Origin of the sequence: Klebsiella sp. AqSCr (genome assembly GCF_008452795.1) — a bacterium.
In the GTDB taxonomy this organism is placed as follows: Bacteria; Pseudomonadota; Gammaproteobacteria; order Enterobacterales; family Enterobacteriaceae; genus Klebsiella; species Klebsiella pneumoniae.
This window is the reverse complement of sequence record NZ_MJDM01000005.1, coordinates 1,054,156-1,077,084: the sequence shown is the minus strand read 5'-3', so window position 1 is coordinate 1,077,084 and position 22,929 is coordinate 1,054,156. Positions and strand designations below refer to the sequence as shown.

The window sequence follows — 22,929 nt, the reverse complement described above, 5'->3', positions numbered from 1 at the left end:
CTCTCCTGTTATCATCTTCACATTACCGCAACAAAATAATCACCACTGTTGATCATATTCGCATTTTTGCACCACGCTGGCGCGCAGCGACCGCTAACTGCATCTATGTTTAGCTCACGGGCCGGTACGGATACCGCGTTGTCCGGCTCGCCACGTGATGGCAACCGATCTCCTGACCTGAAAGGGAATGCGCCCTTGCCGGATGCGGCACGGGTTGCCGTCGCGTGCGTACCGACCGGGGCGACTGTTCTCCGGTGTTCCACTCCTTCCTGGCGGGATTTTTGCTTCTTCCACCCTGGCCGTCCTGGCGCTGCGCCAACGTCGGCACCACACGGTAAGTGATATTTTCTGCGTCATTCCATGACGCCAGGCTTTACATCGCTGAGGAATATCCGAATGTCTTTGAAACTGAAAACAATGACGCTTCATGTTGTGATAGCAGGTTGTATGAGCATGGCCTTTTACGCCCAGGCAGACGTGAAGATCGGCGTCGCCGGGCCCTTTACCGGCCCCAACGCCACCTACGGCGCCCAGTACTGGAAGGGAGCCTCGCAGGCGGTGGCCGATATCAATGCCGCCGGCGGCATCAAAGGCGAAAAGATTGTGCTGGTGCAGGGGGATGACGCGTGCGAACCGAAGCAGGCGGTGGCGGTGGCCAACCGGCTGGTGGATGAAGCGAAAGTCTCCGCCGTGGTGGGGCACTTTTGCTCTTCCTCAACGATGCCGGCCTCCGAGGTATATGACGAAGCCGGGATCCTGACCATTACCCCCGGCTCGACCAACCCGCAGATCACCGAGCGCGGCATGAAAGATCTCTTCCGCATGTGTGGTCGTGACGATCAGCAGGGGGCGATCGCCGCCAACTATATGCTGGACGTGCTGAAGGCGAAGAAAATCGCCGTGATCCACGATAAAGACACCTATGGTCAGGGGCTGGCCGATGCCACCCGCGCGGCGCTGGCGAAGCGGGGTACCAAAGAAGTGTTGTACGAAGGCCTTTCCCGCGGTGAAAAAGACTTTAACGCCCTGGTGACCAAGATCGGCGCCCTCAAGCCGGACGTGGTCTACTTTGGCGGCTGCCATCCGGAAGCGGGCCCGCTGGTGCGCCAGATGCGCGAGCAGGGGGTGCAGGCCAAATTCTTCTCCGGCGACTGTATCGTCACCGAGGAGCTGGTCACGGCCGCCGGCGGGCCGCAGTTCACCAACGGCGTGCTGATGACCTTTGGTCAGGATCCGCGCACCCTCCCGGACGGCAAAGCGGTGATCGAGAAGTTCCGCGCCAGCGGCTTTGAGCCGGAAGGTTATACCCTCTACGCCTACGCCTCCATTCAGGCTATCGCCGCGGCCTGGAACGCCGTCGGTACCGATAACGCCAAAGCCAGCGACTGGCTGAAGAGCCACGACGTCGAGACGGTGATGGGCAAGAAAGCCTGGGATGGCAAAGGCGACCTCAAGGTGTCCGACTACGTGGTCTATCAGTGGGACGACAAGGGCAAATATCACCAGCTCTGATCGGCCACGACCTGAGGACGCTCTGTCCTTTTGACTTGCGAATTGTCACATAACGGCGGTTGACCGGGAACGGAACCCGGCGGCCGTCTGCCTGGCGGCTGGAGGGGCTATGACGGCGTTTTTTCTGCAACAACTGATCAATGGGCTGACGCTGGGCGCGGTGTACGGCTTAATCGCCATCGGCTACACCATGGTGTATGGGATCATCGGCATGATCAACTTCGCCCACGGCGAGGTGTATATGGTCTCCGCCTACCTGTGCGCCATCGGCCTGGCGCTGCTCTCTTTCTTCGGGATCCACTCCTTTCCGCTGCTGATTTTCGCCACCCTGGTGTTCACCATCGTGGTCACCGGCGTATACGGCTGGGCGATCGAGCGCATCGCCTACCGGCCGCTGCGCAACTCGACGCGGCTGGCGCCGCTGATCTCGGCTATCGGGATGTCGCTGATCCTGCAGAACTATGTCCAGCTGAGCCAGGGGCCGAACCAGCAGGGGATCCCGACGCTGCTTAGCGGCGCGTTGCGCATGACGGTGGGCGATGGGGTGGTGCAGATCACCTGGACCAAGGTGTTTATTTTCGTCGCGGCGCTGGTGGGGATGCTTATCCTGACCTGGATTATTCAGTATACCCGGCTGGGGCGCATCTGCCGCGCCACCCAGCAGGACCGGCGCATGGCGGCGATCCTTGGCATCAATACCGACCGGGTGATCTCCCTGGTGTTTGTCATCGGCGCGGCGATGGCCGGTCTGGCCGGCGTGCTGGTGACCATGAACTACGGCACCTTCGACTTCTATATCGGATTTATTATCGGCATCAAAGCCTTCACCGCCGCGGTGCTGGGCGGGATCGGCTCGCTGCCTGGCGCGATGCTGGGTGGTCTGCTGCTTGGGGTGGCCGAAGCCCAGTTCGCCGGGCTGGTGAATTCGGATTACAAAGACGTCTTTTCCTTTGCGCTGCTGGTGGCGATCCTGATTTTTCGCCCGCAGGGGCTGCTGGGACGTCCGCTGGTGGCCAAGGTCTAAGGAGGCTTTATGGGTGAAATTACGCGCCAGCCTGCGCGGGCTATCCAAAACGCGCTGATCGACAGCGTACTGGCCGGCCTTTGCGCGTTAATTGTCTTTGGCCCGATCGTCGGCGTGGTGCTCAAAGGGTATGGTTTTACCCTCGCGCCTGCGCGGGTGGCGATTCTGGTGGCGGTGGTGATGGCCGGCAGGCTGGCGCTCAGTCTGCTGCTGCAGAGCCACAGGGGAAAAGCCTTTATTGCCCGCTTTGAGGGGGCGGATGACGGGGTGTACGTCCGGCCGCCGGGCTACCGCTCGCGGCTGCGCTGGATAATACCGCTGCTGGTGGGGCTGGCCATTGTCTTTCCGTTTCTCGCCACAAAATATCTGCTGACCGTGGCCATTCTTGGGCTGATCTACGTTCTGCTTGGCCTGGGGTTGAATATTGTGGTGGGCCTCGCGGGCCTGCTCGATCTGGGCTATGTGGCGTTTTACGCCATCGGCGCCTACGGCCTGGCGCTGGGCTACCAGTACCTGGGACTTGGCTTCTGGGCGATGCTGCCGCTGGGGGCGGTGATGGCGGCTCTCGCCGGGGCGTTGCTGGGCTTTCCGGTGCTGCGTATGCATGGCGACTATCTGGCCATCGTCACCCTCGGCTTTGGCGAAATTATCCGCCTGGTGCTCAACAACTGGGTGAGCTTCACCGGCGGCCCTAACGGCGTACCGGTGCCATCCCCCACGCTGTTTGGCCTCGAGTTTACCCGCCGGGCGAAAGATGGCGGCATCCCCATCCATGAGTTTTTCCACGTCAGCTACAACCCCAACCTGAAATTCATCTTTCTCTACGCCGTGCTGTGTCTGGTGGTGATGCTGGTGCTGCTGGTGAAGCATCGCCTGACGCGGATGCCCATCGGCCGCGCCTGGGAGGCGCTGCGCGAGGATGAGATCGCCTGTCGGGCGATGGGGCTCAATCACGTGCTGGTGAAGCTCTCGGCGTTTATGCTCGGCGCGTCGACGGCCGGCATCGCCGGGGTGTTCTTCGCCAGCTATCAGGGGTTTGTTAACCCGACGTCGTTCACCTTTTTTGAGTCGGCGCTGATCCTGGCGATTGTGGTGCTCGGGGGAATGGGCTCCACCCTGGGAGTGGTACTGGCGGCGTTTGTTCTGACGGTCACCCCGGAGCTGCTGCGCGGCTTTGACGAATATCGGGTGCTGCTGTTCGGCGTGCTGATGGTGATGATGATGATCTGGCGGCCGCGCGGCCTGGTGCGCACCAGCCGCAGCGGGGTTGCGTTGCGAAAAGGAGTCGCGCCATGACCGACAGCATCTTACGCGTTGAGCATCTGATGATGCATTTCGGCGGCATCAAAGCGCTGAATGATGTCAATCTGGAGGTGGAGCGGGGGTCGATCACCGCCCTGATAGGCCCCAACGGCGCGGGCAAGACCACGGTGTTTAACTGCCTGACCGGTTTTTATCGGGCGACGGGGGGCAGTATCGTGCTGCGGGCGCGGGAAAAGGTCACCGATGTCATTCAGGTGCTGGGGCAGAAGCTTCACCCGGACGATTTTCTCCACCCGGCGCAGCTGGGGAGGCGGATCTATTACAAGATGTTCGGTGGCACCCATCTGGTGAACCGCGCTGGCCTGGCGCGCACCTTCCAGAATATACGTTTATTCCGCGAGATGTCGGTGATCGAGAACCTGCTGGTGGCCCAGCATACCCAGGTCAACCGCCATCTGCTGGCCGGGATCCTCAATACCCGTGGGTATCGGCAGGCGGAGAGTCAGGCGCTGGATCGCGCTTTTTACTGGCTGGAGGTGGTGGAGATGGTGGACTGCGCCAACCGTCTGGCGGGGACCCTCTCCTACGGACAGCAGCGGCGGCTGGAGATCGCCCGCGCCATGTGCACCCGTCCGGAGATGATCTGTCTGGACGAGCCGGCCGCCGGTCTCAACCCGGTGGAAACCCAGGCGCTGAGCCGGATTATTCGCTTTCTGCGCCAGCAGCACGGCATCACGGTGCTACTGATCGAGCATGATATGGGGATGGTGATGGAGATTTCGGATCATATCATCGTCCTCGATCACGGGGACGTCATCGCCCGCGGCGCGCCGCAGGCGATCCAGGCCAACGCCAGCGTGATTGCCGCCTATCTAGGCGCTGAGGAAGAGGAGACGCGCCGATGAGCCAGCCTTTGCTTGCCTTTAATGAGGTGGATGTCTTCTACGGGCCGATCCAGGCCCTGAAGCAGGTCTCCCTCACCGTCAACGAGGGGGAGACGGTGGCGCTGATCGGCGCCAACGGCGCCGGTAAATCAACGCTGCTGATGTCGGTCTTCGGCCAGCCGCGCATTGCCGGCGGGGAGATTTTCTATCGCGGGGAGGCGATCAGCCGGAAATCGACCCACTTTATCGCCAGCAACGGCATCGCCCAGGCCCCGGAAGGGCGGCGCATCTTTCCCGATATGACCGTCGAGGAGAATCTGCTAATGGGGACCATTGCCATTGGCAACCGCTATCAGGCCGAGGACAAGGCGCGAATGTACCAGCTGTTCCCCCGGCTGGAAGAGCGGCGGGGACAGCGGGCGATGACCCTCTCCGGCGGCGAGCAGCAGATGCTGGCCATCGCCCGGGCGCTGATGAGCCGACCGCGCCTGCTGCTGCTGGATGAGCCGAGCCTGGGGCTGGCGCCGCTGGTGGTGAAGCAGATTTTTCAGATCCTGCGCGAGCTGACGGCCCAGGGGATGACGCTGTTTCTGGTGGAGCAGAATGCCCGCCATGCCCTCAACCTGTCGGACCGCGCCTACGTGATGGTGAACGGCCAGATCCGCCTGAGCGGTAGCGGCCAGACGCTGCTCAACGACCCGGAGGTGCGTAAGGCATATCTGGGGATCAGCGGCTGAGGGGGTTATTCCCGCGGTTCGTTACGGGTTTTAATGTGCTGCCAGAAACGTTCGGCGGCCTGGTTAAGCCGCGAGCCGGAGCGGTAGAGCCAGGCGCCGATCGGCAGCGACAGGCTCTCATCGAGGATCGTCAGCCGGCCTTCGTCCAGCTCGCGCTGAATGGAGTACTGCGGCAGCCAGCCCACGCCGTCGCCATTGAGGATCATGCGCTTGAGCAGCTCACTCATGGAAGAGACAAAGGTGAGAGAGAAGGTGATCTCCGGCGTGCGGTCGATCACCTGGTTCACCTGGCGCCCCATATAGCTGTCGTTGGCGTATTTCATCAGCGGCAGCACGCCGCGATGTAAATGAAACAGCGGGCGGCCATGTTCGTCGCAGGGGGAGACCAGGTGCAGATAAGAATCAAAAATTTTATGATTAATAAACGGATAGTTCATCAATTCTTCATTATAGAAGGAGAGGATAAAATCGCTTTTTCCCTCTTTCAGGTTAAATACGGCGTCGTTGACGTTAATCGATTCAACATGAAAAGTCTTATTTTTACGGTCGGTGTAACCGGCGATGATCTCGGGCAGTAATAACACCGACAGCGAAGGGGCGGCGTCGATCCTTATTTTCTGGGTAGTGTTATTTAAGCCTTTAATACGGCTGATCTGAAAATCCATGTCATCGAGCATATTTCGCGCATAGCCGACAAAAATTTTCCCGCGGTTGGTCAGCTGCAGAGGGTTGGCGCTACGATCGAAGATGCTGAATCCGAGGGAAGCCTCCAGCGACTGGATGCGTCGGCTGAACGAGGACTGAGAGATGTTGCGGGCTTTGGCCGCCAGGGTAAAGCTGCGCGACTCCTCGAGGGCAATCACATCATACAGCCATTTTACTTCCAGATTTGCCAACACCGATCCAGTCCTCAAAAACGCAATAAAGGCTATGCAATTTTAGCATAGCGCATAGAAACTATGCAATTAACATAATTATCGACAGGTGTTAACATTTTTTGGAAAGTTGAGATTTATGAATGCATATCGGCGACCCTACATGAGCACGATATGAAATCGCGACTCACGGTTATTTATTGCTTTATTTCATTGTCCAGGACTTATCTTATTAAATAGCCGGCGACGATGACGAAAGCAATGAATAACCCAGGCCTCTTACCTTAAATAGTTTGTCAGGAGTTCCATGTCACAACAAATTGAATCAGTAAAAATGGCTCTGCAGGAGCTGGGGATTAATGCAAGCGGCGAATTCTTTTACAACCCTGATTACGATTTGCTTATTGCACATGAAACCTCTCCTGAGCTGACCGGCGCGGCCCGCGGCGTGATGACCGACTCTGGCGCTGTGGCTGTTGATACCGGGATCTTCACCGGCCGTTCGCCGCGCGATAAATACATCGTCCGCGACGAACAGACTCGCGACACCGTCTGGTGGGCAGACTCCGGCCTCGGCCGTAATGACAATAAGCCGTTATCGCCAGACGTGTGGCGCAGCCTGAAAAGCCTGGTCGCGGGCCAGCTGAGCGGCAAAAAACTGTACGTCATCGACGCCTGGTGCGGCGCCAGCCCGGACACCCGTCTTGGCGTACGCTTCGTCACCGAGGTGGCGTGGCAGGCCCACTTTGTCAAAAACATGTTCATCGTGCCAAGCGCCGACGAGCTGGCCAGCTTTACGCCAGACTTCGTGGTGCTCAACGGCGCGGGCTGCACCAATGCCAACTGGCAGGCGCAGGGGATGAACTCCGAGAACTTTGTCGCCTTTAATCTCAGCGAGCGTATTCAGCTCATCGGCGGTACCTGGTACGGCGGCGAAATGAAGAAGGGGCTGTTCTCGGTCATGAACTACCTGCTGCCGCAGAAAGGCATCGCGTCGATGCACTGCTCGGCCAACCGTGGCGAAGCAGGGGACGTGGCGCTGTTCTTCGGCCTCTCCGGGACCGGGAAAACCACCCTGTCGACCGATCCGCATCGTCAGCTGATCGGCGATGATGAGCACGGCTGGGACGATGACGGCGTGTTTAACTTCGAAGGCGGCTGCTACGCTAAGACCATCAATCTCGATCCGCAGGCGGAGCCGGAGATTTATGGCGCCATCCGCCGCAATGCGCTGCTGGAAAACGTGGTAGTGCGCGCTGACGGCAGCGTGGATTATGCCGACGGCAGCAAAACCGAAAACACCCGCGTCTCCTATCCGCTGTCGCATATCGACAATATCGTCAAGCCGGTGTCCCGCGCGGGCCATCCGTCGAAGGTGATTTTCCTTGCCGCCGATGCGTTTGGCGTCCTGCCGCCGGTCTCCCGTCTGACCACCGAGCAGATGCAGTACCATTTCCTGTCGGGTTTCACCTCGAAGCTGGCGGGCACCGAGCGTGGCATTACCCAGCCGACGCCGACCTTCTCCGCCTGCTATGGCGCGGCGTTCCTGCTGCTTCACCCGACCCAGTACGCCAGCGTACTGGCAGCGAAGATGGCGGAATCCGGTGCCGAAGCCTGGCTGGTCAACACCGGCTGGAACGGCGAGGGCAAACGCCTGTCGCTGCGCGATACCCGCAGCATCATTAGCGCGATCCTCAACGGCACTACCGGCCCGCTGCGCGAGGAGACCATCCCGGTGTTCGGTCTTGCGATCCCGCAGAGCATTCCAGGGGTAGACAGCGCGGTGCTGGATCCGCGTAATGGCTGGAGTTCAGCGGATAAATGGCAGGAGAAGGCCGAGAGCCTGGCTCAGCTGTTTATGGATAACTTCAAGCAGTACAGCGATACCGAAGCGGGTGCGCGTCTGGCGCTGGCCGGTCCGCAGCTGCAGAAGAGCGCGGTCGAAGCCTGATCCGCGACCAGCAGGTCGACGCCTGGCGCCGACCTGCTGGCGAGCCGCTTTACTCCGCAAAGGCCCGCAGCGCATCGCCAGTGAGGCGATAACGCACCCACTCATCCTGCGGCTGCGCGCCAATGCTCAGATAGAAATCAATCGCCGGCTGGTTCCAGTCGAGCACGCTCCACTCCAGACGCCCGCACTGACGTTGTACAGCATATTGCGCGATGGTTTTCAGCAGCGCTTTTCCGGCGCCGATCCCGCGATAGTCGGGGGTGACGTACAGATCCTCCATATAGATACCATTGCGTCCAAGCCAGGTGGAGTAGCTGGTGAAGAACACCGCGTAGCCCACCGCTTTGCCCGCCACCTCGCAGATCAGCGCTTCGGTTTTGCTGCCGCTGGCAAACAGTGTCTCTCTGATCTCCTCTGGCGTCGTCACTACCTCTTCGGGGGCTTTCTCGTAGACCGCGAGTTCATAAATCATGTCGTAGATAGCGGTGGCGTCGTCCGGGGTGGCCTGGCGGATTGTGATGCTCATGGGGTGTCCTGTATCCATAGTCAAAAGAGAGCAAAATTGCTGACCCTGAGGATAAGCGGTATTGTGAAAAGAATTAAGTGCAATGAAATCAGCAAACGATGAATATTATGCATCCTGTCCTGCGCCGGATTGACCTCAACCTGTTGCCGGTCTTTGACGCGGTCTATCGCTCCCGCTCGGTACGCCTGGCGGCGGAAGAGCTGGCGATGAGCACCTCGGCGCTGAGCCATGCGCTTTCCCGGCTGCGCAGCGCCCTCAACGATCCGCTGTTCTACCGCGAAGGCCACCGGATGTGCCCCAGCGTCTATGCCAGCCAGTTGGCGCCCTCTATCGCTTCGGCGCTGAAGTTTCTCAACCAGGAGCTGACGCCGCCGGAGGCGTTTGTGCCGGCCGCCAGCACCGACTGCATGCAGATTGCGATCACCGATTTCACCGCGTTCTGCGTCTTTCCGACGCTGATGCATCACCTGCAGCGTGAGGCGCCCGGGCTGCGGTTTGAGCTCCGTTATCTGCCCCACAGCCCGGCGCTGACCGAGCTGCTGGCGGGCGAGGTCGACCTGGCCCTCGGGTTCAATACCCCTGACGAGCCAGCCCATCCCGATCTTGAGGAGATTAACTGGCTGCGGGACGAATATGTGGTCATCAGCCAGGCCAACCGGACGGCGCTGACCCTGGACGCCTACCTTGCGGCCCGTCATCTGGTGGTGACCCCGTGGAATGAGCGGCAGGGGGTGCTGGACTGTGAGCTGGAGCGACAGGGCTATTCGCGGCAGGTGGCGATGAAAACCCCCTCGATGCTGAGCGCGCCCTTTATTATTGAGCAGAGCGACCTGTTGATGGCGCTGCCCCGGCGGGCGGCGGAGACGATGGCCCGCGCCGCCCGGCTGACCATTTTCCCGCTGCCGTTTCCGGTTCCGCCGTTTGACGTCAAGATTTACGCCCACCAACGCAGCGGGAAACGCGAGGCTACCCGCTGGCTTATCTCCCTGTTGCAGACGCTGGTGGGGGAGTCCACCGCTTCCTGACGCGCTTTCCAGCCGGCAGGGTATTTCGTTACCCCAGGCCAGGTTTTATGCCTTCAACCCACGGCGACATATCCTGGCCCCGGTCACAAAACGGAAAACTGACTTTTTCGCCGTCACCCGCGGCGTGGTTAGGACGGTGTGTGTTAAATGATTGTATGCAAAAGTAATGTTAATTAGTTAAATGTTATTCATGCGTAAAATGCATTAGTGGATGCGTTTATTACGCTTATTTCGTTCCCGGTTCTGTTTCAGTCTTCAGCGACAGGCGCGCGACAACGCGTGGATAACAAACTGGAGACCTGCATGCATTCAACAACCTCACAGATGAGTACCCGTGACCGGATCGGCGCCATTCTGCGCGTCACGTCCGGTAACTTTCTCGAACAGTTCGACTTTTTTCTGTTCGGGTTTTATGCCACCTACATCGCCCATACCTTTTTTCCGGCGAGCAGTGAATTCGCCTCGCTGATGATGACCTTCGCAGTCTTTGGCGCCGGCTTTTTGATGCGCCCCATCGGCGCTATCGTACTTGGCGCCTATATCGACAAGGTGGGGCGGCGCAAGGGGCTGATCGTCACCCTGTCGATCATGGCCACCGGCACCTTCCTGATCGTGCTGATCCCCTCTTATCAGACCATTGGCCTGTGGGCGCCGCTGCTGGTGCTGATCGGCCGTCTGCTGCAGGGCTTTTCCGCAGGCGCCGAGCTGGGCGGGGTGTCGGTCTATCTGGCCGAGATCGCCACCCCGGGCCGCAAAGGCTTTTACACCAGCTGGCAGTCGGGCAGTCAGCAGGTTGCCATCATGGTGGCAGCCGCGATGGGCTTTGCCCTCAACGCGGTACTGGAGCCGAGCGCTATCAGCGACTGGGGCTGGCGTATTCCGTTCCTTTTCGGCTGCCTGATTGTTCCGTTCATCTTTATCCTGCGCCGTAAGCTGGAGGAGACCCAGGAGTTTACTGCCCGCCGCCATCATCTGGCGATGCGCCAGGTATTCGCCACCCTGCTGGCGAACTGGCAGGTGGTTATCGCCGGGATGATGATGGTGGCGATGACCACCACCGCGTTCTACCTGATCACCGTCTATGCCCCGACCTTTGGTAAAAAGGTGCTGATGCTCAGCGCCTCTGACAGCCTGCTGGTCACGCTGCTGGTGGCGATTTCCAACTTCTTCTGGCTGCCGGTGGGCGGGGCGCTGTCCGACCGCTTTGGCCGCCGATCGGTGCTGATCGCCATGACCCTGCTGGCGCTGGCTACCGCCTGGCCTGCGCTGACCATGCTGGCGAACGCCCCGAGCTTTTTGATGATGCTGAGCGTGCTGCTGTGGCTGTCGTTTATCTACGGCATGTACAACGGGGCGATGATCCCGGCGCTGACCGAAATTATGCCCGCCGAAGTGCGCGTGGCAGGTTTCTCGCTGGCCTACAGCCTGGCGACCGCGGTGTTTGGCGGCTTCACGCCGGTGATTTCCACGGCGCTGATTGAGTATACCGGTGATAAAGCGTCTCCCGGCTACTGGATGAGCTTTGCCGCCATCTGCGGTCTGCTGGCCACTTGCTACCTCTATCGCCGTAGCGCCGTTGCGCTGCAGACGGCACGTTAATCAGGGAGAAGATGATGCGTAAAACGACAGGAACCCTGCTCGCCACGCTGCTGCTGGCCGCCACCGGCGGCAGCGCGTTGTCCGCTGAGGTCACCGTGATGATCTCCGGCGGCTTCAAAGCGGCGCTGGAAAAGCTGGCCCCGGCGTGGGAAAAACAAACCGGCAACCACCTCGTGGTGATCCCTGGCCCGTCGATGGGAAAAACGCCGCAGGCGATCCCTAACCGTCTGGCGCGCGGCGAACACGCGGACGTGGTGATCATGGTCGGGGACGCGCTGACCAGCCTCGAGAAAGCGGGCCGTACGCAACCGGATTCGCGCCGGGAGCTGGCCGACTCGCCGATCGGCGTGGTGGTGAAGGCGGGGGCGCCGCTGCCGGCTATCCACAACGCAGACCAGCTGCGTGCGACGCTGCTGGCGGCGCCATCGGTCGCGTACTCCGACAGCGCCAGCGGACGCTATGTCAGCTCGACGCTGTTCCACACCCTGGGCATTGATGACGCGATGCAGAGTAAAGCGCAGATGGTGGAGCGCATTCCGGTGGCCTCGGAAGTGGCCAAGGGACGGTATGCGATCGGTTTTCAGCAGGTGAGCGAACTGCTGCCGGTGCCCGGCGTAACCTTCGTCGGCGAACTGCCGGATAACCTGCAGTACATCACCCGCTTTGCCGGGGCGGTGACCATCAGCGCCGACCACCCGCAGGAAGGCAAGGCGCTGCTGACGTATCTGGCGTCACCGGCGGCGCAGGAGACCATCCACGCCACCGGTATGCGAAGCGTAGCCGCCGCCGCGCCGGTCAGCCAGAAGGATACTGTTCAATAATCAGCTTCTCCAGCTCTGCCGCCACGTAGGACTGAATACGGCCGCTGAGGCGGATCAGGCCTACCGTACGCGTGACCACCGGGTCGGTGAGCGGCACAGCGCGGAGAACGGAATGCTCCCCGGCGGGCATCGACATCGCGGGCACGGCGGCAATGCCGATGCCCGCTTCCACCATCCCCAGCATCGTGGTGACGTGGCGGGTTTCGCAGATACTTGGCCGCGCCGGCGTCAGATGCGCCAGCTCCCGGTCAAGCAGCGTCCGGTTGCCGGAGACCCGATCCAGGCCAATATAATCCTGTTCAAAATACGCCTGCCAGCTTAGGTGCGTCTTGCGCGCCAGCGGATGATCGTGCCGACAGGCGGCCACATAGCGGTCGTCGGCAAGAGGGGTGAATTCGATACTGGCTGGCAGGTTTTTGGCAAAGCAGAGGCCAAAGTCAGCCTGTCCGCTGCTGACCGCCTCGATCACATTCCCGACGCTGCTGTCAATCAACCGGATGCGCACCTGGGGATAACGCGCCTGAAAGCTGCGGATTATTTCCGGCATAAAGTAGTAGGCGGCGGAAGGCACTGTCGCCACCGTCACCAGCCCGGTGCGCGCCTTGCTGACCTGGCTGATATCCGCCAGCACCGTCTCGACATGGGCCAGCAGCTGCTCCGAACGTTCGGCAAAATTTTGTCCATACAGCGTGAGGGTCACCCGCCGGGTGGTGCGATCGAACAGCCGGTTGCCCAGCGCCGTCTCCAGCTTTTCGATGCGTCGGCTAAGGGCCGACTGCGACAGGCAGATGGATTCGGCCGCCAGCCGGAAACTGCCATATTCCATCAGGGCGCGAAAGGCGTAGAGATCGTTGAAGTCAAAATTTACGGGCATGGCGGCATCCTTATCGGCTCTCTGGCGCCATCGCCCCGTCCGGCGAGGGGCGATGGCGGGTAGCATATCGGGCAGGACTTCGGGCGCGCGGGAAACCGCGCGCCAGGGCTTACACCTTAAGCAGTTTTACCGTGGCATCGATATCGATTTCGTCTTCCGAAAAGATCAGGGTTGTCCCCTGAAAGGTGGTGATCGCCAGCTTTTTCACCGAGCGCATCTCTCCCGGCTGCACCGTGGCTTTTGGCCGGATGCTGTTCATCAGCAGCCCGACCGACAGCACGGCGTTTTCTTTATCGACGCGGGTCTCGACCGGCTCTTCTTCCCGGTACACCACATAGGATTTGATGGAGGTCAGCTTCAACCGCTCGCCGGCAATATAGATATATTTGCTTTCCGGAATGACCTTCACCGCGTAGGCCGACAGCCCTTTATTGTTGGTGGTAGGTTCGAAAGTCACCGCCGCGTCTTTCTTGATAAGATCAGGATTGGCGACCTTAATCACGTGAAAATAACGATTTTCGCCGTTTTCATCTTTGATAAATCCAAAACCTTTATCTTTAAACCACGTTGTGATTGTTCCGTTCATCGCCATTACCGTATTACTCGTTGGTTAACACAAATTTTGCAGCGCGCAGTGTAAAGCACATTGCCTGTACAGGCCATGCCTTTGCGATAAGTGTGGGTGATAAATGACGCCGCCGCGAGGGCGGATTGTGCGCCAGCATCGTGCCGCTGGGCAAAATGAGGTACTATCGCCAGCCACTCCTTCTTCGGGCCGCCTGATGTCCACCATTATCGATACCTTTGTCGCGCCGCCGTGTCGCGAACAGATCACCCTCTTGTATCAGGACGAACACCTGGTGCTGATCAATAAGCCCGCCGGGCTGCTGAGCCTGTCGGGCAAAGATCCGCGCAACCTCGACTCCGTGCATCACCGGCTGGTACAGCGCTTTCCGGGCTGCACCCTGGTGCACCGCCTGGACTTCGGCACCTCCGGCCTGATGGTGATCGCCCGCAACAAGGGCATTAACGCCTTGCTGTGCCAACAGTTCAGCCAGCGCACGGTGGACAAGGTCTATACGGCGCTGCTGTGCGGCCACCTGGCGGAAGATGAGGGGATAGTGGAGGCGGCAATCGCCAAAGATCCGGCCCGTTTCCCGCGCATGGCGCTCTGCGCCCGCCACGGCAAACCGGCGCGTTCGCGCTATCGGGTCATAGACCGCCTGTATCAGGCGCGAGAAGGCGAGAGGGCGCTGGCGTTAACCCGGGTGACGCTCACCCCGGAGACCGGACGGACCCATCAGCTGCGTATTCACTGCCAGCTGCTGGGCTATCCGATCCTTGGCTGCGATCTGTACGGTGGCCGGGAGCTGCCCGGCACGGAATGCGCTCCGCGGCTGATGCTGCACGCCAGCGAACTGCGTTTTGTCCACCCCGTCAGCCATGAGCCGATGCATATCCAGCAGGCGAGCCCGTTTTGATCGCCCGCGGCGGGAAAGCCCGGGGTTACCACATCAGATCGTCGGGCACCTTAAAGTCGGCGTACGGATCGTCTTCATCCTGCTCATCCTGACTCAGGGCGCTGTGCAACACGATGCTGCTGGCGTCGCGCTGGGCAATTTTCTCAGCCACTACCGCCGGAATAATCGCATATTCACCTTCGGGCTTGTTATCCACCGCCAGGCGGGCAATCGCCAGACGGCCGTTAATCAGCTGGGTCTGGGTGGGCTTGTCGACCATGATTTTTTTGATCAGATTATTATCGGTAAAGTTAAAGCCGATATCGCCCCGGGCGACCGTAATGCGGTTCATCTCGATCAGCTGCTTCACCTGGGCTTTATACTCTTTCGCCAGCACCGCCTGCTTTTGCTGCTCGCTAAGCTGTTTATCACGCTCCAGCTGGGCTTTTTTATTTTCTTCCACCGCTTCCCGGGCCTCACGGGCCTGAACGCGGGATTTTTTCGCCGTCCTCTGGACTTTAGCCATTTTTTTGCTGCTGACCAGGCCGGCTTTGAGCATCTGCTCTTGTAAGGTGAGTTTTGTCATCTGCGTGTCTGAAACTGAGGAAACATCTGGCAAGTATACCTGCATTGGCAGAAACGACGCCAGACTCGCGATCGCGCTGGGCTGCTGTACCATGCCGCGCAGCGCGGCGGGGGATTACCCCCGGGGCTGAAGCTGATAAATCCAGGCGCTGATCTGCTGTCCATCGTCGGTGGTCACTTCCACCGGCACCCGATCGTACCCTTCCTCAAAGTCGTCCAGCATGGGCCAGTGCGCCGCCAGCCGATCGGACAGGAACAGATAGCCGTTGACCCGTGGGCCGTGAGCGTCGAGGACGATCCCCGGGAAATCGGCGGCTGCGCCCCAGCCGCGCGCGTAAAAGGTGCCGGTGACGTAGCCGGGACGCCACTCGCCCCCGATCGCCTCCAGAATATGCGCATTGCTGCGACCGGGACAGAGCGTCCCATAGACAAATAGTGGTTTCATTTTCTCTCTCTCGTTCGCCCTGACACCCGCCCACAGCGGAGCGGGAAACCAAAATACGGGGTAATGCAGCGCCTGGCAATGGCCGGGTGGGGGCGGGGCACTCCTCCGGGTATCTGGCAGTTGCCGGGGGAGATTCTGGACTCAGCGCTACTGAGGGTATATCGATTGCGGTGATATTTTTATTATTATTTATATTTAAGGTAAATATAAATATTCCCTACGGAGGGATTAATTCGCTAATTAATATTCAACAGGAAAATAATAAAAGGGCCGCTTATGGAATATTCCTTCTACATGTTATGACCGAGAGCAATAAAGCTACCTTGGGTTGAATTCAGATATTATTTAGGGCCAGGCGTTACCTCCCCCTGACTCTTTCGCTTTATGATAAACATCCCTTGACCAAAAATATCATCTGACTTCGAAACTCTCGCGGGCAGGGGAGATATTTCCTTTCCCTGAAGCGGCAGGTAATAAATCCAGCCGAACACACGGCGGATGAGGGATATCCGTCCGGGCATTTGGTCCTGTCTGCAGACCAATGAAAGCGAAAGGCACAGGAGGTGCAATGAAGATTTTCCGCCCATTATGGCGCGACGGGGCTTTTCTGGTCCCGCAGCAGTTTCAGCAACAGGCCCGCTGGGACGCGCACGTCGCCGATACGGTCTCCCGCATGGCGCTCGCCCACCCGTGGGGGGTATTGCGCGCGGAGTTTGACGCGAGCGCGCTCACCCTTTCCCGGCTCAACGCTACCCGGCTGATCGTGCGTTTCGCCGACGGAACGCTGATTGACACCGAGCTGGCGGATATTTTGCCACCGGTCCGCGATGTATCGGACGTGATGCAGGACAGGGTGGAGGTTCTGCTCGCTCTGCCGCTGCTCAGCGCCAGCGGCGGCAATCTTGATGACGGCCAGGAGAGCGCCCGCCCGCGCCGCTGGCGCGCCGAGCAGGTGACCGTCCAGGAGCTGGCCGGCCATGAACGCAGCGAGCTGGCCGTTCTGCGACACGCGCTAACGCTGCGTCTCTCCACCGAGGAAAATGCAGCCTTCCTCACCTGCCCGGTAGCGCGTCTGGTGCGCGACGCCCAGGGGCAGTGGATCGTTGACCCGGAATTCATCCCGCCGCTGCTGTCGCTGGCGGCAAGCCCGACGCTGGTTAGCGAGCTGGGCGAGCTGTTACATCGCCTGCAGGCCCGACGCAGACGCCTGATGGCCATGCGTCGTGAAAGCAATGCGCGGATGGCTGATTTTGCCGTGGCGGATGTTTCCCTGTTCTGGCTGCTCAACGCGCTGAACAGCGCTGAACCGGTGCTCAGCGAGCTGCATCAGGACCCTTCGCGCCATCCGGAGCTGCTCTATCGCGAACTGGCCAGGCTGGCCGGCAGTCTGCTGACTTTCTCCCTTGAACATCATCTGGAAGCAATCCCCCGCTACCGACATGCCTCGCCAGAGCAGGTATTCCCGCCGCTGTTTGCCCTGCTGGATATGCTGCTCGAAGTCAGCCTGCCCTCAAGGGTGATCGCCATCGCTCTGGAGCAGGGCGCCGACCGGGAGATCTGGCGGGGCAGGCTACACGATGCGCGGCTGCGCGAGGGGGCGGATTTTTATCTGTCGGTGCGCTCTTCACTCCCCCCTCACCAGCTACAGAGCCGCTTTCCGCAGCTCTGTAAGGCGGGTAGCCATGATGATGTCGCCGAGGTCGTCAATATTGCCCTCAGCGGCATCGCGATCAAACCGCTGAGCCATGTGCCGGCGGCCATTCCGCTACGTCTGGAAAACCAATATTTCGCTCTGGATCTCTCCACCGATGCCGCCCGCGCGATGCTGGAGGCCGGCAACTGCACCTTCTATACCCCGGAATCGCTTGGCGACGTGAAACTTGAACTCTTTGCGGTACTGCGCTCATGAATACCTCTGAAAGCGATCTGATCAACAAAACCTTTTACCCGGGCTGGCTGATGGTCAGCCAGTTACGCTGCGGCCAGCCGGTGACCGATGGCGAGGCGCTCTATCGCCAGGCCTGTCGATGGGTGACCGAGGCGCGCGAGGCGCTGACGGCGGGGGGAGTCAGTGAAGCCAGCGCTGAGCAGATACTCTATGCCTACTGCGCGCTGCTCGATGAGAGCGTCCTCAACCGCGCCAGTCAGGATGATGGCTACCGCAGGTGGCGCAAGGATCCGCTGCAGGCGCGCTTTTTCAGCACTCTCAACGCCGGGGAAGAGCTCTGGGAACGGATCCGCCAGCTGCTGCGAGAGCCCACGGCGGATGCGGCAGTGCTGACCTGCTTCTTTCGTACTTTACAGCTGGGATTTGTCGGACAGTACCGCGCCGAGGATGACGAACGGCGTGAGGACGTGGCGCAAGCGCTTGGCGCGCGGGTCCCGCCGTTCAGCATGACCCAGGAGGCGCCGGTGGTGGTTCGTGCCTCCCGGCTGCGCAGCGGACGGCGGATGTACTGGTGCGGCTGGGCGGCTGGCATTGTGGCGCTGGCGGCGCTGTGGTTGACCTTCTCCTCCGTGCTGTCACAGATGGTGGCGCAGATAGCAGGGCAGGGATAAGAGATGCGTGATAACGCCCGTCGTCTGCTTACGATACTGACCGTCATCCTGGCCCTGTGGCTGGTGCTGGGCTTCTGGCCGCTGTCCATCGGCAACCAGGTGATCTTCAGTCTGTGCATCCTGCTGGCGGGCGGCGCGGCGCTCTGGCGTCAGCGTCGCCGGGCAGTCAGCCGTCAGCGATCGGAAATCGTCCTGCCGCCCGAGGATTTTCAGGGGGCGGTGGTTCTGGTCTGCGGGGATACCGACGGTCTGTTTCCCGGGCGTTCGGCGCACGGCGAAACCCGTCACGGCTGGTATCTCCGGGGTGACAGCGCGGAGCAGTTGCCGCGGCTGGCGCAGTACCTGGCGGCGGCGCGTCCGGCGCTGGTATCGCAGGTTTCCGTGCTGCTGGCGGTGGTACCGGAGCACCACCCCTCCGGGGAGCATCTGGCGCAGTCGCTGCGCGACTGGCGGCGGAGTATCGTTCAGTGCCGAACCTGGCTAAACGGTCTGCCGCCGGTGTGGAGCGTGTTCTGGGTGACGCCGCCAGGCGGCCAGGCCGCGGAAAGCCGCTGGTTTACCATCACGCCGGAGAGGGCTGGTCTCCAGGTGCAGCTGAAGGGACAAGCGCCCCAGGCGGTTGCCGGGTGGCAGCGGGAGGGCAGCTCTGCCTCACGCCTGCATCAGACGCTGTGGCTGGAGAGCATTCTGACCTTGGCCGAAAACGCTCTTTTCCGGCCATTCCGCGCCCGGCAGGCAGAACTTCCTCCGCTGAACCTGTGTGCCGCGGGCATCTGCCTGACACCGGTAGCGGCGGTGGCGAATAACCTCTGGCAACAGCAAATCGCCGGGATCACCACGCTCTCCCCGGGCAACGACGCGGCGCCAGGTCCTCACCCGCTGCCGGATCTTCTTCTGTCGTCACTGCCGCACCGCCACGGGGTCAGCCGCCGGATGCGCGATGCCGGTCTTGCCGCTGGGGTGGGCTTCCTCTTTCTGGCGCTGGCGATGCTGGCTTCCTTTATCAACAACCAGCGCCTGGTGCGCAGCGTCGGCGATCATCTGGCGGTGTATCACCGCCTCAGCGGCACGCCGCCGACGCCGAAGCTGCAAGCGCAGCAGCGTCTGCGTGCCGACAGCCGCCTGCTGGATGACTGGTTGCGCCGGGGGGAGCCGCTGCGTTATCGGCTGGGGCTGTATCAGGGGGGCCGGCTGATCCCCTTCGTTGAAGCCGCTATCAATGACTGGGCGCCGCCCCCGCCGCCGCGTCCGGTCATTAAGCAGGTTGTTCAGGGGCCGCAGACGATCCGCCTCGATAGCATGGCGCTGTTCGATACCGGCAAATCGACGCTGAAACCGGGTTCGACAAAGCTGCTGGTGAACTCGCTGCTGGGCATTAAGGCCAAACCCGGCTGGCTGATCGTGGTGGCAGGCCATACCGACAGCATCGGCAACGATAAATCCAATCAACAACTCTCCCTGAAGCGTGCCGAGGCGGTCCGCGACTGGATGCGCGATACCGGCGATGTGCCGGAGAGCTGTTTTGCGGTGCAGGGCTACGGCGCAAGCCGTCCTGTCGCCAGCAACGAGACGCCAGAGGGGCGGGCGCAAAATCGCCGGGTGGAGATCAGTCTGGTCCCGCAGAAGGACGCCTGTCTGGCGCCGGGCACGGCCAATACCTCAGGAGCAGAGACTAACGGATTAAAAAGCGAAACCGAGTAATCAGCGACCCCGATCGCGGAGGTTGAACAACAATCTGCCTGCCTGACCTTGTGCGCTACGGGTCCCTGATAAACAGGAAACAGCGATGGGCGGTAGCGTGCCTGCAGCCAGTCAATCTTGTCGGCTAGGCGAAGCCTCTGCGGGGATGAAGCTCGGGAAAGGGGATGGATAAAGGAGATCATTATGGATAGCGCTAAGGACAGTGGCAGAGAAATGCTGGCGGCGATAAACGTTGAAGGCTCCGGTTTCTGGCTGCTTTTTTTATTTCTCAGTCAGTGAATATAAATATCCCTGGGGTTACCTTTTAGTTACGAAACTCCTGGTGGGGTATCTGATATATCGATATGCACATAAATATATTTATGATGAATGAGATGATTATCATTAAACAAAATTAAACAGGGCGTCCTGTGAATTGATTTTTGATGGTCATTACAGCGGAGTAAAACAGGAATATAATGGATACCTCTTCAATAATTACCGGCACCACCCTTAACCGTTACCAGCTGGATATTCCTTCATGTACCGCATCGCTGGATGTGGAAGAATTCAGTGGGGCAGAAAAACTGAGTGAACTTTATTATTACACTATTACGTTTACCAGCGCAGAGAAAAATATTGATGCCGCACAGCTCCTGAGCAAACCCGCCATGCTGACGATGGGCGGCGGCGCACTGCAGCAGCTGGCGGACTGCAAACGCGTCCATGGCGTGGTGACTGCCTTCCGGCGTATCAGCAGTTCAGAAGATCAGTCGAAATATCAGATAACCCTCGAACCCTTCCTCTCCTTACTGGATAAACAGTTTCGCAGCCACCGTTTTTTCGTGAATAAATCGGTGCCGGAGGTGGTGGAGCAGGTATTGCAGGAACATCACCTGCATGACTGGGAGTATGAGTTTAATCTCAAGCAACACTATCCGCGGCGCGAGCAAATTAATCAGTATCAGGAGAGCGACCTGGCATTTATCCAGCGCCTGCTGGCAGAGGTGGGGATATTTTATTTCTTCACCCTGCAGGAAGAGGCCCAGAGCGAAGTGGTCCATTTCGCCGACGCGCAGCGGGCGCTGATGTTCGATAAAACACTTCCTGTAAACAGCCCGTCCGGGATGAGCGACAGCGGTACGGAATCGATATGGGGTCTGAACATCACGCACAATGTCGTAGAGGCGAACGTCACTACCCGGGATTATAACCCCCGCGATGCGCAGAGCGTTCTCCAGTCGGCAACAGCGGATATGACCCGGGGAAATGGTGAAGGCATCACTTACGGTGAGGTATACCACTATAAGCTTCGCCACCGGGAGCGTGGCGATAAAATCGACCCGCAGACGGAGACCGCCAACTTCTATGCCCGCCTCGACCATGAGCGTTTTCTGGCTCACCAGACGCTTATTACCGCGAGCAGTACTGCAGCCTGGCTGGCGCCGGCCCAGGTGCTGACCGTTACCGACAGCCTGCCGTCGACCCTGCCTGCGCCCATACAGGATCCGCTGTTAATCACCGGCACCGGTTTTACCGCCAGCCGCCGGGAGGCGCTGCGGGTGTCCCTGCTGGCGGTGCCCTACAGCGAAACATTGTGCTGGCGTCCGCCGCTGCTGCCGCGCCCGAAGGTGACTGGCACCATGACGGCGCGGGTGACCAGCGCGAAAGCGAATGATATCTACGCCTGGCAGGATGCGTCCGGCCTGTACCGGGTGAAATTTGACCCTGACAGAGATGAGAAAGGGCAGGGGCAGGAAAGCATGCCGGTGCGTCTCGCCAAACCCTACGGCGGCGACGTGTACGGCTTTCACTTCCCGCTGATCCAGGGCACGGAGGTGGCGATTGCTTTCCACGAAGGCGACCCTGACCGGCCGTATATTGCGCATGCGCTGCACGACTCACGGCATGTCGACCCTGTGACGGAGAAAAACAGCACCCGCAATGTGATTCGTACTCCGACCAACAATAAGCTGCGAATGGAGGATAAGCGCGGCGAGGAGCATATCAAGCTCAGCACCGAGTACGGCGGCAAGACGCAGCTGAATTTAGGACATAACGTTGATGCCAGCCGCAAGCTTAGGGGGGAAGGGTTTGAACTGCGTACCGATTCGTGGGGAGGGATCCGGGCGGGGAAAGGGATATTCATTACTGCGGACAGCCAGCCTGAGGCACAAGGGAAAGTGCTGGATATGGCTGCAGTACATTCCTTGTTGACGCAAGCCGTTAGTCAAATGGAGTCTCTTTCACAGGCAGCATCAGCAGCAAAAGCACAGCTCTTGCAATATGAGCAACAACAGGCACTGATGGAAGAGAAGTTACTTGCGCTAAAGCAGGCTGTATTACTGATGAGTGCACCAGAAGGTATTGCTTTAGCCAGTGGAAGTCATCTTCAGGCAGTTGCAAGCGAAAATATTTATATGACTGCAGGGCAAAATGTTGAACTGGGAGCAAAGAAAAATATTACTCTTGCCGCTTCTGAAAAAATATCAATCTTTACCGAAACTGAGGGCATAGAAGCTATTGTGGCCAAAGGCGATCTAATATCACAGGCTCAGTCAGGAAATATTGAAGTAATAGCTAAGCAAAATATTTCGCTGACCAGTACAACAGAGGGTATGACTTTTACAGCGGCAAAAACTTTAACGTTTACCTGTGCTGGCGGGGCATACATTCGCCTTTCCGGAGGAAACATCGAGTTAGGCTGCCCTGGTGATATTATGATGAAGCAAAGTAAGCTTCTCTACAGTGGCCCAGCTTCTATGCAGTCAAATATTCCAGAACTTCCTGATAGTGGTCCACAGTCAATGAGTTTTATGCTCTTAGATGCTCTTGGTAATGCTGCGCCATCTACTATGAAAGTGAGTCTTTTTGATAGTAAATCAAAAGAACAAATATGGAGTTCTGCTTTTAATGATGGAGAGTCAGGTTGTTTTGAACCGCCTGAAAGTGAAAATTTTCATGCAATAATTGGCGATGATAAATGGACGAGCCTTTTTTCTTATAACGATGAGCATGATATTGAGGATGAGACTGATGATGACCTGGATTTCGATGAACATGGTCCGCAATATGATGGTGAATTAAACGAACAAGATAAGGAATAGCC

General features: G+C 59.3%; 22 protein-coding genes and 1 pseudogene. 16 read left to right on the top strand and 7 right to left on the bottom strand.

All coding sequences use genetic code 11. The features are described from left to right. Positions 1–17: 17 nt before the first annotated feature. Positions 18–164, bottom strand: a complete 147-nt coding sequence (locus tag BHE81_RS28175; RefSeq protein ID WP_004225356.1) for a hypothetical protein — start codon at positions 162–164, stop codon at positions 18–20. Between the two features lie 289 nt (positions 165–453). On the opposite strand from BHE81_RS28175, the gene BHE81_RS09165 reads away from it, so the two are divergent. The 5 genes from BHE81_RS09165 to BHE81_RS09145 all read left to right on the top strand — a co-directional run bounded on the left by BHE81_RS09165 (position 454) and on the right by BHE81_RS09145 (position 5,420). Continuing rightward, positions 454–1,512: a branched-chain amino acid ABC transporter substrate-binding protein gene (locus BHE81_RS09165; RefSeq protein WP_004189329.1), complete on the top strand. Its 1,059-nt coding sequence runs from the start codon at positions 454–456 to the stop codon at positions 1,510–1,512. Between the two features lie 109 nt (positions 1,513–1,621). Continuing rightward, positions 1,622–2,536, top strand: a complete 915-nt coding sequence (locus BHE81_RS09160; RefSeq protein ID WP_009307577.1) for an ABC transporter permease subunit — start codon at positions 1,622–1,624, stop codon at positions 2,534–2,536. Between the two features lie 9 nt (positions 2,537–2,545). Continuing rightward, positions 2,546–3,832: a high-affinity branched-chain amino acid ABC transporter permease LivM gene (gene livM, locus BHE81_RS09155; RefSeq protein WP_004148804.1), complete on the top strand. Its 1,287-nt coding sequence runs from the start codon at positions 2,546–2,548 to the stop codon at positions 3,830–3,832. Next, positions 3,829–4,704: an ABC transporter ATP-binding protein gene (locus BHE81_RS09150; protein WP_004148803.1), complete on the top strand. Its 876-nt coding sequence runs from the start codon at positions 3,829–3,831 to the stop codon at positions 4,702–4,704. The genes livM and BHE81_RS09150 overlap by 4 nt, the downstream gene beginning before the upstream one ends. Then, on the top strand, positions 4,701–5,420 hold the full coding sequence (locus tag BHE81_RS09145; RefSeq protein WP_004175491.1) for an ABC transporter ATP-binding protein: 720 nt from the start codon (positions 4,701–4,703) through the stop codon (positions 5,418–5,420). Before BHE81_RS09150 ends, BHE81_RS09145 begins: the two co-directional genes overlap by 4 nt. Before the next feature lie 5 nt (positions 5,421–5,425). Here BHE81_RS09145 and BHE81_RS09140 read toward each other — a convergent pair whose 3' ends face one another. Beyond that, complete coding sequence (locus BHE81_RS09140) at positions 5,426–6,319, bottom strand: LysR substrate-binding domain-containing protein (RefSeq protein ID WP_002910720.1); 894 nt, start codon at positions 6,317–6,319, stop codon at positions 5,426–5,428. 283 nt (positions 6,320–6,602) lie between these two features. On the opposite strand from BHE81_RS09140, the gene pckA reads away from it, so the two are divergent. Continuing rightward, on the top strand, positions 6,603–8,246 hold the full coding sequence (pckA, locus tag BHE81_RS09135) for a phosphoenolpyruvate carboxykinase (ATP) (protein WP_004148802.1): 1,644 nt from the start codon (positions 6,603–6,605) through the stop codon (positions 8,244–8,246). Between the two features lie 49 nt (positions 8,247–8,295). Here the strand turns inward: pckA and BHE81_RS09130 are convergent, their stop codons facing one another. Continuing rightward, entirely contained in the window at positions 8,296–8,772 is a 477-nt protein-coding gene (locus tag BHE81_RS09130) for a GNAT family N-acetyltransferase (protein ID WP_002910717.1), read from the bottom strand. 98 nt (positions 8,773–8,870) lie between these two features. Between BHE81_RS09130 and BHE81_RS09125 the strand changes: the two genes are divergently transcribed. From BHE81_RS09125 to BHE81_RS09115, 3 genes are all read left to right on the top strand, one after another. Then, on the top strand, positions 8,871–9,797 hold the full coding sequence (locus BHE81_RS09125; RefSeq protein WP_009307580.1) for a LysR family transcriptional regulator: 927 nt from the start codon (positions 8,871–8,873) through the stop codon (positions 9,795–9,797). A gap of 303 nt (positions 9,798–10,100) precedes the next feature. Beyond that, positions 10,101–11,396 carry an MFS transporter gene (locus BHE81_RS09120; RefSeq protein WP_004175494.1) on the top strand — a complete coding sequence of 432 codons (1,296 nt, stop codon included), beginning with the start codon at positions 10,101–10,103 and terminating at the stop codon, positions 11,394–11,396. An 11-nt stretch (positions 11,397–11,407) separates the two neighbouring features. Continuing rightward, positions 11,408–12,217 (top strand): substrate-binding domain-containing protein, encoded by an 810-nt coding sequence (locus BHE81_RS09115; RefSeq protein ID WP_004145468.1) that lies wholly within the window; start codon positions 11,408–11,410, stop codon positions 12,215–12,217. On the opposite strand, the gene BHE81_RS09110 is transcribed toward BHE81_RS09115, so the two are convergent. Further along, complete coding sequence (locus tag BHE81_RS09110; protein ID WP_004152315.1) at positions 12,192–13,091, bottom strand: LysR family transcriptional regulator; 900 nt, start codon at positions 13,089–13,091, stop codon at positions 12,192–12,194. The genes BHE81_RS09115 and BHE81_RS09110 overlap by 26 nt on opposite strands. A 109-nt stretch (positions 13,092–13,200) precedes the next feature. Further along, on the bottom strand, positions 13,201–13,683 hold the full coding sequence (locus BHE81_RS09105; protein ID WP_002910657.1) for a cold-shock protein: 483 nt from the start codon (positions 13,681–13,683) through the stop codon (positions 13,201–13,203). Positions 13,684–13,873: 190 nt separating this feature from the next. Here BHE81_RS09105 and BHE81_RS09100 point away from each other — a divergent pair, with 190 nt between their 5' ends. Continuing rightward, positions 13,874–14,572, top strand: coding sequence for an RluA family pseudouridine synthase (locus tag BHE81_RS09100; protein WP_004197491.1), 699 nt, complete (start codon positions 13,874–13,876; stop codon positions 14,570–14,572). Positions 14,573–14,597: 25 nt separating this feature from the next. Here BHE81_RS09100 and BHE81_RS09095 read toward each other — a convergent pair whose 3' ends face one another. Both BHE81_RS09095 and BHE81_RS09090 read right to left on the bottom strand, forming a co-directional pair. Beyond that, a complete protein-coding gene (locus BHE81_RS09095; RefSeq protein ID WP_002910652.1) occupies positions 14,598–15,137 on the bottom strand; it encodes a DUF2058 domain-containing protein in 540 nt (179 codons plus the stop codon). A gap of 114 nt (positions 15,138–15,251) precedes the next feature. After that, positions 15,252–15,581 (bottom strand): gamma-glutamylcyclotransferase family protein, encoded by a 330-nt coding sequence (locus BHE81_RS09090; RefSeq protein WP_002910650.1) that lies wholly within the window; start codon positions 15,579–15,581, stop codon positions 15,252–15,254. Positions 15,582–15,667: 86 nt separating this feature from the next. Between BHE81_RS09090 and BHE81_RS29020 the strand changes: the two genes are divergently transcribed. From BHE81_RS29020 to BHE81_RS09060, 6 genes and pseudogenes are all read left to right on the top strand, one after another. Then, on the top strand, positions 15,668–15,913 hold the full coding sequence (locus BHE81_RS29020; RefSeq protein ID WP_077251083.1) for a hypothetical protein: 246 nt from the start codon (positions 15,668–15,670) through the stop codon (positions 15,911–15,913). A 236-nt stretch (positions 15,914–16,149) separates the two neighbouring features. Next, positions 16,150–17,490, top strand: a complete 1,341-nt coding sequence (gene tssK, locus BHE81_RS09075) for a type VI secretion system baseplate subunit TssK (protein WP_009307582.1) — start codon at positions 16,150–16,152, stop codon at positions 17,488–17,490. After that, the gene (gene tssL, locus BHE81_RS09070) at positions 17,487–18,140 is read left to right on the top strand and encodes a type VI secretion system protein TssL, short form (RefSeq protein ID WP_149888791.1); all 654 of its coding nucleotides are present in this window, start codon (positions 17,487–17,489) and stop codon (positions 18,138–18,140) included. Before tssK ends, tssL begins: the two co-directional genes overlap by 4 nt. 3 nt (positions 18,141–18,143) lie before the next feature. After that, a complete protein-coding gene (locus BHE81_RS09065; protein WP_009307583.1) occupies positions 18,144–19,841 on the top strand; it encodes an OmpA family protein in 1,698 nt (565 codons plus the stop codon). Positions 19,842–20,024: 183 nt separating this feature from the next. Next, a pseudogene (locus BHE81_RS28170) lies at positions 20,025–20,149 on the top strand (hypothetical protein). A 150-nt stretch (positions 20,150–20,299) separates the two neighbouring features. Beyond that, on the top strand, positions 20,300–22,927 hold the full coding sequence (locus BHE81_RS09060; protein ID WP_009307584.1) for a type VI secretion system Vgr family protein: 2,628 nt from the start codon (positions 20,300–20,302) through the stop codon (positions 22,925–22,927). The last annotated feature ends 2 nt before the right edge of the window (positions 22,928–22,929 follow it).